This window comes from Bacteroides uniformis, assembly GCF_025147485.1.
GTDB lineage: Bacteria > Bacteroidota > Bacteroidia > Bacteroidales > Bacteroidaceae > Bacteroides > Bacteroides uniformis.
The window spans coordinates 1,393,547-1,406,640 of the sequence record NZ_CP102263.1; the positions used below are offsets into that span (position 1 = coordinate 1,393,547).

Sequence of the window (13,094 nt, forward strand, 5' to 3'; positions counted from 1 at the left end):
TCTTTGGAATTACCGCATCGCCAGCGCCTTATTCTCCGCCTCCTCCATAATCTCCCGTTCTCCCGGCCCTTTGTCATTGATGCCGCAAAGGTGGAGGATGCCGTGGATGATGACCCGGTACAGTTCACGTTCGTAGTTGTTATCGGCGAACTGTTCCGCATTGGTGCGTACGGTATCGAGGCTGATGAAGAGGTCACCGCTAAGGCGGTTGCCTTCACAGTAGTCGAAAGTGATGATATCTGTGTAATAATCGTGTTGCAGATATTGGCGGTTCACTTCGAGTATCTTCTCGTCCGAGCAGAAGATGTAGGCTATTTCACCGACTCTTTTTCCGTAAGTGGCGGCTACGGATTTTATCCATTCCGTGGTTTCACGCTTCTTGATGGATGGCATTTCCACGCCGTCTGTCTGATAACTAATCATTTTATTTACGATTTAATGATTTACGATGTACGATTGGGATTACGTTCTTGCGATTAAGGCGGTTCTTTTAAAAGAAGAACAGGTAACTGATGATGATGGCGGCGATGATGCCGGAGAAATCGGCAATCAGTCCGCACGTCACGGCATTCCTTGTTTTGGTGATGCCTACGCTGCCGAAATATACCGCAAGGATATAGAACGTAGTGTCCGAAGCGCCACGTGCCACGCAACTCATGCGTCCTACAAATGAATCGGCGCCATACTGTTTCATGGTGTCAATCATCAGTCCGTTGGCACCGCTGCCGCTCAGTGACTTCATCAGGGCAGTGGGTAGGGCACCTACAAAGCTGGTATCTACACCGAATAGTCCTACTACATAACCGATACCGTTCACCAGTATATCCATGGCGCCGGAAGTGCGGAAAACGGCGATTCCAACGAGAAAAGCAACCAGATAAGGGATAATGCGTATGGCAGTGGTAAAGCCTTCTTTGGCTCCTTCTATAAAGGCATCGTATACATTGATTTTCTTCCATAGCCCCCAGAGGATGAACAGCAGGATGATGGAGAACAGCAGTATGTTGGCAATTAAAGTGGAATATACACCCATTTCATCACGGCTAATCTGTGTGAACAGATAAATGAGTGCGGCAAAGAAAAGACTGATGCAGCCAATCAGGATAAGTATGGGCTTGTTCAGCAGGTTGATGCGTTGTGCAATGCTGACGGCAATGACACCGACAATGGTCGAGATGGCAGTCGTTATCAGTGTGGGGATAAAGATGTCCGTGGGTTGGGCGGCACCCATCTGCGAGCGATACATCATGATGCTGACGGGGATAAGTATCAGTCCCGAGGTGTTGAGGACAAGGAACATTACCATCGGATTGGTGGCAGTATCCTTTTTCGGGTTTAGTTCCTGAAGTTCCTTCATGGCTTTCAGCCCCATTGGGGTAGCGGCATTGTCCAGCCCCAGCATGTTGGCAGAGAGATTCATGAATATGGAACCCATGGCAGGATGTCCTTTCGGTATTTCGGGAAAGAGACGGCAGAATACCGGACTCAGCCAACGGGAGAGGGCATTGATCATGCCGCTGTTTTCGCCTATTTTCATCACGCCGAGCCAGAGGGCGAGTATTCCTGTCAGTCCCAGGGATATTTCAAAAGCTGTTTTGGAAGAGGAGAAGGTGGAGTTGACGAGTTCTGTGAATATCTCCACATCACTCATAAAGATGAGTTTGCAGAGGGCTACGATGAATGCGATGACGAAGAAAGCTACCCAGATGTAATTTAAAACCATGTATCGTTACTTTGTTTCTAGTGGATTAATATTTGTTTTCGTTGGCAAGATTCCAGGCGTTGAGGAAAGCTGCTTTGGTTATTTCTATCATTTTTTCCCAGTTCAGCCGGTCGGTGTGGTCCGAAGGCTGGTGGTAATCGGGATGTCCGTCTGTGTGGTACCAGATGATGGGGATGTTGCACAGGGCAAAAGAAGCATTGTCACTTCCTCCCGTGGGGCGGTCCCAGGCGCGGTAGTCCGGTTGCAGGCGCAAGCTGTAGCGTGCAATGTCCTGCTTCAGCCAGTCGCCGAATACGGGGTGGGCGGCGGTGTAGAAGTAGACAACGTGTTGAGGCTGCTCGGGCTTATTGTTACGGCCTATCATGTCGAAATTGAGATAACCTTTCACCTGGCTGATGAAAGGACAGCTTTGTACAAAGTATTTTGAGCCGAGCAATCCCTTTTCTTCCCCATCCCAAAAGGCAAAGATGACCGTGCGCAGAGGCTTCTGTCCGGTGGCAAGAAATGCACGGGCTATCTGCAGGACGGCAGAGACACCGGAGGCATTGTCGTCCGCACCGTTGTATATCCGGTCGTTTGCCAGCGTCTCGTCCACACCCAGATGGTCGAAGTGGGCACCTACGATGACATATTCATCCGGTCGTTCTCCCGGGATGGTTCCCAATACATTACTCATCTGCAGGATGCGGTGGACGCCTTGTTTAAGGATGGCGATGGAGTCGGGATGCACTTGCCACCGTCCCCGTTGTTGGCGTTCCTTGTTGTAAGCCTCGAAGGGCTGGTAATAATTGTCCTTTTCCAGCGGGGCAATGCCGGCTTCTTTCAGGCAGGATGCCAGATAGCGGGCAGCCAGTCGTGAACCGTGCATGCCTGCTTCGCGTCCTTGCAGCTCATCATCGGCCAGAAAGCCGACAATAGCCTTGGCCGAAGTGCGGCTGATGCTTTGCAACCCCTTTTCTTGTGGAGATTGTGCATGTAAGGATAGTGCGAAAGAAAGGCAGCAGATTGCTCCCAAAACAGCTTTATACATGTCGTACGGTTTTAAGGATTGGACATACCGGTTGCAAAATTAAAGATAACTTTCCATAGTTTCTATATAAATGTTGTATTTTTGTCCATTGGCGGATGAATTCAAATCCGTGTAAATCAAATGAGAGAAGGATGAAAAAGAAGAATGAAGCAGTGGAAACCGTCTTGTGCGAACGTGTGCTTTCGGCAGAAGAAGTGGCGTGCATCTCGGTACAGATTCAGCAGGAATTGGAGGCGTATATCGACCCGGTGAAAAGGGAGTATCTTCCCCGTTTCTTCAAGACCGGAAAGGGGCAGTATGGCGAGGGGGATAAGTTTCTGGGAGTGGTGGTACCCAACACCCGGCAGGTGGCAAAGCAGTACAAGCACGAACCTTTTGGGGTAATGGCAACCTTGCTTCAGAGTGAATGGCACGAGTGTCGCCTTTGTGCCTTGCTGATGTTGGTGGAGCGATTCAAAAAGAGCGATGAAAAGGGGAAAAAGGAGATTTATGACTTTTACCTTTCGCAAACGGGCCGTATCAATAATTGGGATTTGGTCGATTTGTCTGCCCCCGGCATTGTGGGCGAATATCTGAAAGACAAACCTCGCAAGGACCTCTACCGGCTGGCGGATAGTCCGCTGCTTTGGGACCAGCGCATTGCTGTGGTATCTACCTATACACTTATCAAAAATGGTGATTTCATCGATATATTAGCCCTTTCGGAACGGCTGCTCCATCATAAGCATGACTTGATGCAAAAGGCGGTAGGATGGATGCTCCGGGAGATGGGTAAGCGGGACAAGGACTTGCTGGTGCAATTCTTGGAGAAGCATTGCAGGACGATGCCGCGAACGATGTTGCGTTATGCGATAGAGAAGTTCCCGGAGGAGGAACGCAAGGAGTTTATGAAGCGCTGATGGGGAATGAAAATCGTGAAACTGTATTTTTATGGGTTTGCATTTTTATGTAAAGGTAGGCTTGCTTTGGGGGAACAGTAAATACTTTTCCATTTCTATACTTTTTAGGAAATAAATTAGTTCTTTTGCAGCAAGAACTATAAAACTGCTATGAAACGGGTCGATTCAGTCATATCACTGATATATTCTATGTCCAAAGCGGAAAAGAAAGCTTTCTCCGTCCAAATGTTGAAGGATAAGGAGGAAAAAGACTATTTGGTGATATATGATATCATTACCAAAAGTAAGCAACTGGATAGTAAAAATGTAAAGGGGGAATTTCATAAGCGCAGGCCTGGTGGTTCGTTTGAAGTCTCTATTCAATATTTGTATGAAAGACTGACGGATAGTTTGCTCACTTTGCGAAAGAAGAAAGATATCTATTATGACCTACTGAACAATTTGTGTAAAGCCCGTATGCTTTACGAACGTTCTTTATTTGAAGAATGTTTTGAGATACTTTCAGACACGATAGAACAAGCAACATATTATGAAAACAATGAAGTGCTGACCATTGCCTTAAAGCTGGAGTTGGAATATTTGCTGAGACTTAATTTCCCGAATTTGGCTGAATCTGAACTCTATCATAAACACTTTATGCAAAATGAAGCTTTAAAGAAAACCCGCAAAATTGTAGAACAGTCTTCTTTGCATAACTTGTTGAAGTACCGCCTTAGCCATATCGGTTCTATCCGAACTTCAAAACAGAAGCAAGATATGAATGACCTTATGGTTAATGAACTTTCCATAGCTGCTTCTTCCGGAATAGAAGGAAATTTTGAGTTAATGCGGAATCACAGACTTTTTCAAGCCAACTATTTGATGGGAGCTGGAGAATATAAAGCTGCCTTGAATTCTTATAAAGAGCTTAGCCGGCTGTTCGAGCAGAACCGGCAGTTCTGGTCGAATCCTCCTATCTACTATTTATCAGTACTTGAGGGGGTACTTGGCAGTTTGAGGGTCTGTGGACAATATGACGAAATACCTTACTTCCTGGACAAGTTGAAAAAGCTTATCTCGGATGCTTCTTCATTTGAATTTCAGGTGAACGCCATTTGCCTTCTCTTTCAGTATGAACTGTTTCCTTATTTAGATAATGGAGATTTTCTGGATTGTACAAAACTGATGGCATATTATCAGAAGTCACTTTATGATAAGGAAGCGTGGTTGAGCCCGGTGCGTAAAAGTGAATTGCTACTCTATACTGCACTTGTACATATAGGTAATCAGAATTACAAAGCAGCAAAGAAATACATAAGCAATGCCATTATTGATCATAATATAAAGTATCAACCTCTGATGAGGACTATCCGGCTAGTGCGCCTTATAGTTTATTATGAAATGCATGAATATGAGTTTGTATATCATGAATCACGTTCTATCAATCGTAGCCTTTCTTCTCCCAAAGAGCATACTTTCAAAACGGAGCATATCATTCTGTGGTTTCTGAACCAGCAGCATCTTCCAGTTTTGAGAAAAGATCGCGAAGCTTTTTGGGAGAAACTTCTTCCTGAAGTGCAGGCTTTGTATGATGATAAATATGAGAATCAGTTATTGCATCTTTGTGACCTTACTGCGTGGATAGAAGCCAAGATATTGAAGGAAAACTTGTCTGATGTACTGAAACGGCATATGCATATGAAAGAACTGCTTCAAAAATAGAATAAGTGGCAGAGTGCTGCCATAAAATACCTTCACTTATAGTTCTCTTTTTCTCTCTTGTAATTATATAAATATGGGATAAGAATACCCATAAAATCTGTTTTATATCTATTTATAGAAAGATATATATAGTTTGTAATTATATAAATGAATTAATAGTGTAAAGTTTTCCCTCTTATTATTTATTTCATTTGCATAATCTTAATTTTTAATATTATGGAGAGAGAATCTTTTATTTATAAACCAAAGATTGTAGTCATCGGAAGTTGTAATACGGATATGGTGGTAAAGGCTGGACGTTTACCAGTTCCAGGAGAGACTGTATTGGGAGGAACCTTTTATATGAATCCTGGTGGAAAAGGAGCCAATCAAGCCATTGCAGCCGCCCGATTAGGTGCTGAGGTTACATTAATTTCAAAGATTGGCTATGATTTGTTCGGGTTGCAAGCTTTGGAGATATACCGTTCTGAAAAAATAAATACAGAGTTCATCTTTACGGACCAAAAGAGTCCTTCGGGAGTTGCTCTAATTTCTGTAGATTCTTACGGAGAAAATAGCATCATTGTTGCACCAGGAGCGAGTCGTTCCTTATCGACCGAAGATATAGATAAAGCAAAAAGTAAATTGGAGGAGGCTGATATTATACTGATGCAATTGGAAGTACCCATTGAAACTGTAGAATATGCTGCTACTATTGCCAAAAGTTATGGAAAGAAGGTGATTTTGAATCCTGCCCCGGCTTCTGTTCTGAGTAATTCATTTTTGAGTTGTGTGCATACCATACTTCCAAATCGGATTGAGGCTGAAATGCTGTCGGGCATCAAGGTGATAGATGAGGAAAGTGCTTGGCGTGCAGCGAAAGCTATAGGTGAGAAAGGAATAGAGAATGTCGTCATTACATTAGGAAAAGATGGCGCTTATGTAAAGGAAAAGGAAGAATATACTATGATTCCTGCAAAGGAAGTAGAAACAATTGATACTACTGGTGCTGGAGATGTGTTTTGCGGAGCGTTTAGTGTCTATTTGTCCGAGAACCATACGCTGACAGAATCGGTGGAATTTGCCAATGCTGCGGCAGCTCTTGCAGTGACACGTATGGGTGCACAGAGTGCCATTCCTTATAAACGGGAGATAGCTTTATGAGATAAACCAACCTGAGTTATATTTATAAATCTGATAAAAATGAAAATTGTAGTTATTGGAAGTTCAAACATAGATATGGTTGCACAAGTCAGCCATCTTCCTGCACCGGGCGAAACAGTCGGAGACGCTTGTTTCATGCAGTTACTGGGAGGAAAGGGGGCAAATCAAGCTGTTGCGGCAGCACGGCTCGGAGCTTCTGTCACGTTTATCACTTCTTTGGGAAATGATATGTATGCGGATATTCTGAAAAAACAGTTCGAGAAAGAAGGTATCATTACGGATTACATCGTGGATGATGAATGCCATCCTACGGGTACTGCCCTCATCTTTGTGGCTGATAGTGGCGAAAATTGTATTGCAGTAGCTCCTGGAGCTAATTATTCTTTACTGCCAGATGCGGTGATACGTTTCGAAAAAGTCATTGATGAGGCGGATATGATTGTGATGCAGGCTGAGATTCCTTATGAAACGGTGAAGAAAGTGGCTTTATTGGCTAATGAGAGAGGGAAGAAAGTTTTACTTAATCCTGCTCCTGCTTGCCCAATTGATAGGGAATTGATGAATTCCGTTGATTTGTTGGTAGTGAATGAAGTGGAAGCTTCCTTTATTTCCGATATGAGTTATACGGGAGATAATCTTGATGAGATAGCTACTGCATTAATGGAATCAGGAGCACGTAATGTTATTATTACGTTGGGTAGCTGTGGGGTATATATGAAGAATAAAAAAGAAACTGTCCGTATTTCTGGTTATAAAGTAAATGCTGTTGACACAACTGCTGCAGGTGATACCTTTTGTGGTGCCTTAGCCGTGGCTTGTTCGCAGAGAGGTTTGGATAGGGAAGCATTGGAATTTGCTAATGTTGCAGCTGCAATCGCAGTTACCCGGATGGGTGCTCAGCCATCTATTCCTACACTTGAAGAAGTCGGACGTTTCAGACTTGAGAGGGAAATATCTTTATCGTTTAATCTTTAATATTTTGTACTATGTTTATTGTCAGCAGTTATACGTTAGCCGTTCTTTTCTGCTTTGTCACAATGATTTGCTGGGGCTCTTGGGGAAATACCCAGAAATTGGCGGGAAAGAGTTGGCGTTATGAGCTCTATTATTGGGATTATACCATAGGCATTCTGCTGTTTGCACTTCTTTTGGTATTCAGCTTAGGGAGTTTCGGAAGTCAAGGAAGAAGTTTTCTTGAGGACATTCGTCAAGTCAGTACGGAAAATATGGTCAGTGCATTTGTAGGAGGTGTGATTTTCAATGCTTCTAATATTCTTTTATCCGCTTCAGTTTCCATGGCGGGAATGGCGGTAGCTTTTCCGTTGGGTGTTGGGCTGGCATTGGTCCTGGGAGTTTTTATCAATTACTTTAGTGCTCCGAAAGGTAATCCGCTATGGTTATTTGTGGGGGTTCTTCTTGTGGTGGTTGCCATTGTCTGTAATGGAATGGCTGCAGGTAAGAAGCAGAATAGTGGTACTATTGGGAGCAGGAAAGGGATTGTTTTAGCAACGATTGCCGGTGTATTGATGTCCTTCTTTTACCGTTTTGTTGCTTCTGCCATGGATTTGAATAATTTTATTTCTCCCACACCTGGGATGGCTACTCCTTATACAGCATTTTTCATCTTTGCTGTCGGAATCTTTTTCAGTAATTTTATATTCAATACTTTGGTGATGAAACACCCTTTTGTGGGAGTATCTGTTACTTATAAGGAATATTTTGCGGGAAAAATAGAAACACATTTGGTTGGTATCTTAGGTGGATGCATCTGGGGGCTGGGAACGGCTTTGAGCTATATTGCTGCTGAAAAGGCAGGTACTGCTATTTCATATGCACTAGGGCAGGGAGCTCCTATGATTGCTGCTTTATGGGGAGTGTTTATTTGGAAAGAGTTTGCAGGAAGTCCGCGCGGAACGAATAGACTTCTGGCAATAATGTTTGTCTTCTTTATTTTAGGGCTTTCACTTATTATATTTTCGGGAGGTAACTGATCTCTCCGATGATTTGAATATAAATTGGCTTTATTAACTTTATTAAAATAATATGAAACAGAAAAGTGTAAAATGGTGGCGGTATTTCTTTCTACTGTGTTTGATGGGAATATCAGTATGTATGTATGCTTCCGGAGGAAAAAGAACCTTAAACGGATTGGTGACAGATGTTGAGGGTGTACCTGTTATTGGTGCTAATATTCTTGTTAAAGGCCAGACTACTGGTGTGATTTCTGATGTTGAAGGTAAGTTCTCCATAACGGTTTCTTCTCCAAAAGATGTGTTGGTCATCTCATACATCGGTTATAATACCGTAGAAATGATTGTGGGCGAGAAAACAAGCATTAACGTCCAGTTGACCGAAAGTTCTAATCTTCTAAATGATGTGGTAGTTATTGGGTATGGCTCTATGAAGAAGGGGGAAATTACAAGTGCCATTACGAATGTGAAGTCTGAAGACTTTATTCAAGGAGTTGTAAAAGATGCTACCCAGTTGTTGCAAGGCAAGGTTGCTGGTTTGCAAATGGCAAGCCCATCGGGAGACCCGACAGCAGGAGTGGAAATCAATATTCGTGGTGTATCCACGATTTCTGCGTCATCAGCCCCTTTGATTGTTATTGACGGCATTCCCGGAGGAAGTCTGAATTCCATTGCTCCCGAGGATGTGGAAACCATTGATGTACTGAAGGATGGATCGGCTGCGGCTATTTATGGAACTAGAGGAACAAATGGTGTGATAATCATTACTACAAAAAAAGCAAAGCAAGGCAAAGCGTCTTTGGAATACCATGGATATGTAGCATTCGAGTCTATACAAAAGCAGACGGATGTACTGACAGCATCTGATTACAGAAGACTAGCACAGGACCCTTTGTTTAAGGATAATATCAGTGATGAAGGTGCTGATGTCAATTGGATTGATGCAATTACCCGTAATCCCGTAAATCATACTCATAATTTGTCTTTGCGTGGAGGAACTGAAAAGACAAACTATATTGCTTCGATAACCTATAGAAAGCAGGATGGTATCTTGTTGAATACAGGCAAGGAAGCTTTGACATTCAAGATTGGATTGAATCATTCGATGATGGATGACAAATTGAAAATACAGTTGAATGTCAACAATTCGACCATAAAGCAGGACGTTACTTGGTATAATGCTTATTTGCAGGCTTGCTTGATGAATCCGACGCGTCCGGTTTATAATGAAGACGGCTCCTATAAAGAATATGGAACTTCTTATAAGCCCTATAATCCGGTAGCTCTTCTGAATGAGGAAACAGACCAGGAAAAATGGAATCAACTTCTAGCGAGTGGGAAAATTACTTTTTCACCCATTGAAGGGTTGAATCTGAGTGCGATGGCGGCCATGCAGCGATATGACTCCATGAGGGACAAATGGAATACTTTCAACTATTTTACTACCACTATTGAAAATAAAAACGCTGAAGTAACCAAATGGGCAGCCGGCAGTATGGATCGGACTCTGGAACTGACAGCAGATTATTTTAAGACGATAGGAAAGCATGAGTTCTCGGGATTGGTGGGATATAGCTATCAAGATTTTGAAAGACAAGGCAGCCAGATGTATGCTATGGATTTCCCTACTGATATATTTGGCCCTTGGAATATTGGTACAGCCCAGTCTACAAAAGATGGTAAATCGACAATCAGTAGCTATAAAAATGGCAATAAGCTGATCTCTTTCTTTGGTAGACTTACCTATAACTATGATAACAAGTACATGCTGATGGGAAGTTTGAGACGTGAAGGGTCTTCAAAATTTGGCGTGAATCATAAATGGGGCTGGTTTCCTGCTATTTCAGCCGGTTGGAGAATTAGCGAAGAGAGCTTCATGAAAAATATCGGTTTCGTAGATGACTTGAAGTTGAGAGTTGGATTTGGTGTGACGGGAACAGAATTGTCAGATTCTTATCAGTCGCTGGTTTTATTGAACTATTCTGGTGTAGGCCAGATGAACGGGCAATGGACACAAGGAGTAGTACCGGCCTCTAATCCTAATCCAGATTTGAAATGGGAAACAAAATCGGAATGGAACTTAGGTATTGATTTTTCTCTTTTGAGTAGAAGATTGAATGGTACAATTGATCTTTATCAGCGGACAACTTCAGATTTATTGTCTGAATATCAAGTTCCTGTGCCACCTAACTTCATTAGTACGATGTGGGCTAATGTAGGCAAGATAAGAAATAGGGGAATTGAAGTAGCATTGGATGGAGAGGTTATCCGGACAAAGGATTTTACTTGGAGACTGGGAGGTAATTTCTCTTATAATGTCAACAAACTTTTATCTCTTTCCAATGACAAGTATCAAAGAGATTATTGGTATACGGGGTGGACTAGTTCAGGTATTCAGCAGACGACGCATATTGTAAAGGAGGGTGAACCGATAGGAAATTTTTACGGTTGGAAAGCAGTAGGACTTACCGATGATGGATTATGGTTGGTGGAAGGTGCTGATGGTAATCCTAAATTGGCCAGTGAAGCCGGACAGGAAGACAAACAAGTGATCGGTAATGGTTTGCCAAGTATGTATGCAGGTTTGAACACAACACTTTTATATAAAAAGTTTGATTTGGGAATATCTTTGAGAGGAGCTTTCGGCTTTGAAGTATTGAATGAGTATAGAATGCATTGGGAAACGATGAAGCGTATTAGTGAAGGTAATTTGCCGAAATCTGTATTGAAAAAACCTTTCGGGAGCCAGTCTTATGTTTTTGATTCTCATATGTACCATAGCTATTATGTTGAGAAGGGAGACTATGTGAAGTTAGACAATGTTACATTGGGTTATACTCTTAATCTGAATAATAAATATTTGAGAAGTGTGCGGTTATATGTGACGGGACATAATCTGCTTACTATCACTGGTTATGATGGACTGGATCCTGAAGTCAGTATTAAGGGTTTAGATCCTGGAGTTGAGCGTAAGGAGCTGTATCCTACAGTCCGTTCGTATACGGTCGGTGCTATTGTTAAATTTTAAAATGAAGAATGATGAAAAAATATAGTTTATATATATTGTTCCTGATGGGGTTGGGGGCAATGGCTGGTTCTTGCACAAATCTTGATGAGAAAATCTATGATAGGTTGGTAGACAACAACTTCTATAAAAATGAAAAAGATATCATTGCTGCCATTACACCGGTATATACGGATTATAGAGGACTTCTGGAATGGCGTAAGTGGTGGGACTTTGAAGAAACGACTGATGTGGCCGTAACACCGCGAGCAGCTTGGTTTGACGGAGGAATCTATATACGTCTGCATAAGCATACATGGAAACCGGAAGATCCCCATTTCTCAGATCTTTGGGGACAGGCCTACGGAGGAATCAGTAATTGTAATCGGGTAATTTATCAGCTTGACAATTTGGATTTCGAAGTTACTGGTAAGGAAAGTGTAATAGCTGAGTTGGAGGTAGCCCGTGCTTATTGGTATTACATACTATGTGAGGCTTTCGGTAATGTACCTATTGTAGACCGGTTTGATGTTCCGGAAGGTTTCTTGCCGGAAACCAGTAGCCGCGAAGAGGTGTTTGCATTTATAGAGAATAGTATAAAAAATAATGTTGATAAGCTGAGTGACGATACAAAGACTTACTATGGCAGATTCAATAAATGGAATGCCAAGATGTTACTGGCACGTCTTTATTTGAATGCAGAGTCATGGATAGGGAAGAATATGTATACGGAATGCATGGCACTTTGTACAGAAATAATGAACTCCAATAAATATGCCTTGGAGAATGATTATAGTGCACCTTTCTATGCCCAGAATGAAGGCTCCCAAGAGATTATATTTGCTTATCCGGCAGATGAGGTGAAGACTGGAAGTACCATTTACATGGCTTTGCAGAAAACTCTTCATCCTTCAAATGTAAAAACCTTTAATTTGCAGACATGGTTGGATAATGGGGTGTGTGCTGTTCCTACTTTTATAGATACTTATGAGGAAGGCGATAAGCGTTTACCGAAAACCTGGAGAATGGGGCAGCAGTATGGCAGTGACGGGTCTATCTTATATTGCACTGGACTTGTTCCTGGTTGGGAAGGAAAACCCTTGATTTATACAAAGGAAGTCAGCAATCTTGAAAATGGAGGAGAGGCTGAAGGTTACCGTTGCGGTAAGTATGAAATTAAAATGGGAACCTCGCGTGCGTTGGATAATGATTGGGTGGCTATGCGTTATGCAGAGGTTTACTTGATGAAAGCTGAGTGTATTTTACGTACAAATGGCAATGCGGAAGAAGCGGCACAGTTAGTCAATGAAGTACGGAAACGTGCTTTTGACGGTGACAACAAACTCTCTGGAGCTGATTTGTTGAAAACAACTAATGTAAATGGTGTTCCTGTACGTTTTGGAATTTTATTGGATGAATGGGGCCGGGAATTTGCTTTGGAAGGTTTGAGGCGTAGCCAATTGATACGTTTTGATAATAATTATACAAAAGGAGAATGGACTTTTCACGAACCTTCTAAAGAAACTTATTTAAACTTATTTCCTATTCCTTTGTCAGAGATACAAGCTAATAATAAATTGGAACAAAATGAGGGGTATAAATAGGGTGGTATATTGAAATATAA

General features: G+C 42.3%; 10 protein-coding genes. 7 read left to right on the plus strand and 3 right to left on the minus strand.

What is annotated here, in order from left to right:
* Nucleotides 1–9 precede the first annotated feature (9 nt).
* The 3 genes from ybeY to NQ510_RS05230 form a co-directional block, all read right to left on the minus strand.
* Nucleotides 10–423 carry an rRNA maturation RNase YbeY gene (gene ybeY, locus NQ510_RS05220; RefSeq protein ID WP_005826129.1) on the minus strand — a complete coding sequence of 138 codons (414 nt, stop codon included), beginning with the start codon at nucleotides 421–423 and terminating at the stop codon, nucleotides 10–12.
* A 67-nt stretch (nucleotides 424–490) separates the two neighbouring features.
* Complete coding sequence (locus NQ510_RS05225) at nucleotides 491–1,723, minus strand: nucleoside recognition domain-containing protein (protein ID WP_005826127.1); 1,233 nt, start codon at nucleotides 1,721–1,723, stop codon at nucleotides 491–493.
* Between the two features lie 25 nt (nucleotides 1,724–1,748).
* On the minus strand, nucleotides 1,749–2,753 hold the full coding sequence (locus NQ510_RS05230; protein ID WP_005826125.1) for a M28 family metallopeptidase: 1,005 nt from the start codon (nucleotides 2,751–2,753) through the stop codon (nucleotides 1,749–1,751).
* A 131-nt stretch (nucleotides 2,754–2,884) separates the two neighbouring features.
* On the opposite strand from NQ510_RS05230, the gene NQ510_RS05235 reads away from it, so the two are divergent.
* From NQ510_RS05235 to NQ510_RS05265, 7 genes are all read left to right on the plus strand, one after another.
* Nucleotides 2,885–3,652, plus strand: coding sequence for a DNA alkylation repair protein (locus tag NQ510_RS05235; protein ID WP_005826124.1), 768 nt, complete (start codon nucleotides 2,885–2,887; stop codon nucleotides 3,650–3,652).
* A 150-nt stretch (nucleotides 3,653–3,802) separates the two neighbouring features.
* Nucleotides 3,803–5,353 (plus strand): hypothetical protein, encoded by a 1,551-nt coding sequence (locus NQ510_RS05240; protein ID WP_008662136.1) that lies wholly within the window; start codon nucleotides 3,803–3,805, stop codon nucleotides 5,351–5,353.
* 216 nt (nucleotides 5,354–5,569) lie between these two features.
* Nucleotides 5,570–6,496, plus strand: a complete 927-nt coding sequence (gene rbsK / locus NQ510_RS05245; protein WP_005826122.1) for a ribokinase — start codon at nucleotides 5,570–5,572, stop codon at nucleotides 6,494–6,496.
* A gap of 39 nt (nucleotides 6,497–6,535) precedes the next feature.
* The gene (rbsK, locus tag NQ510_RS05250; RefSeq protein WP_005826121.1) at nucleotides 6,536–7,471 is read left to right on the plus strand and encodes a ribokinase; all 936 of its coding nucleotides are present in this window, start codon (nucleotides 6,536–6,538) and stop codon (nucleotides 7,469–7,471) included.
* 11 nt (nucleotides 7,472–7,482) lie between these two features.
* On the plus strand, nucleotides 7,483–8,487 hold the full coding sequence (locus NQ510_RS05255; RefSeq protein ID WP_005826120.1) for a GRP family sugar transporter: 1,005 nt from the start codon (nucleotides 7,483–7,485) through the stop codon (nucleotides 8,485–8,487).
* Nucleotides 8,488–8,539: 52 nt separating this feature from the next.
* Nucleotides 8,540–11,494 (plus strand): SusC/RagA family TonB-linked outer membrane protein, encoded by a 2,955-nt coding sequence (locus NQ510_RS05260; RefSeq protein ID WP_005826119.1) that lies wholly within the window; start codon nucleotides 8,540–8,542, stop codon nucleotides 11,492–11,494.
* An 8-nt stretch (nucleotides 11,495–11,502) separates the two neighbouring features.
* Nucleotides 11,503–13,074, plus strand: coding sequence for a RagB/SusD family nutrient uptake outer membrane protein (locus tag NQ510_RS05265; protein ID WP_005826118.1), 1,572 nt, complete (start codon nucleotides 11,503–11,505; stop codon nucleotides 13,072–13,074).
* Nucleotides 13,075–13,094: the final 20 nt, after the last annotated feature.

Excerpts from the sequence above, each read along its gene's own strand:
- ybeY (WP_005826129.1), bottom strand. The coding sequence starts at position 423 with ATGATTAGTTATCAGACAGACGGCGTGGAAATGCCATCCATCAAGAAG.
- NQ510_RS05240 (WP_008662136.1), top strand. The coding sequence starts at position 3,803 with ATGAAACGGGTCGATTCAGTCATATCACTGATATATTCTATGTCCAAA.
- NQ510_RS05255 (WP_005826120.1), top strand. The coding sequence starts at position 7,483 with ATGTTTATTGTCAGCAGTTATACGTTAGCCGTTCTTTTCTGCTTTGTC.
- NQ510_RS05225 (WP_005826127.1), bottom strand. The coding sequence starts at position 1,723 with ATGGTTTTAAATTACATCTGGGTAGCTTTCTTCGTCATCGCATTCATC.
- NQ510_RS05265 (WP_005826118.1), top strand. The coding sequence starts at position 11,503 with ATGATGAAAAAATATAGTTTATATATATTGTTCCTGATGGGGTTGGGG.
- rbsK (WP_005826122.1), top strand. The coding sequence starts at position 5,570 with ATGGAGAGAGAATCTTTTATTTATAAACCAAAGATTGTAGTCATCGGA.
- NQ510_RS05260 (WP_005826119.1), top strand. The coding sequence starts at position 8,540 with ATGAAACAGAAAAGTGTAAAATGGTGGCGGTATTTCTTTCTACTGTGT.
- NQ510_RS05230 (WP_005826125.1), bottom strand. The coding sequence starts at position 2,753 with ATGTATAAAGCTGTTTTGGGAGCAATCTGCTGCCTTTCTTTCGCACTA.
- rbsK (WP_005826121.1), top strand. The coding sequence starts at position 6,536 with ATGAAAATTGTAGTTATTGGAAGTTCAAACATAGATATGGTTGCACAA.
- NQ510_RS05235 (WP_005826124.1), top strand. The coding sequence starts at position 2,885 with ATGAAAAAGAAGAATGAAGCAGTGGAAACCGTCTTGTGCGAACGTGTG.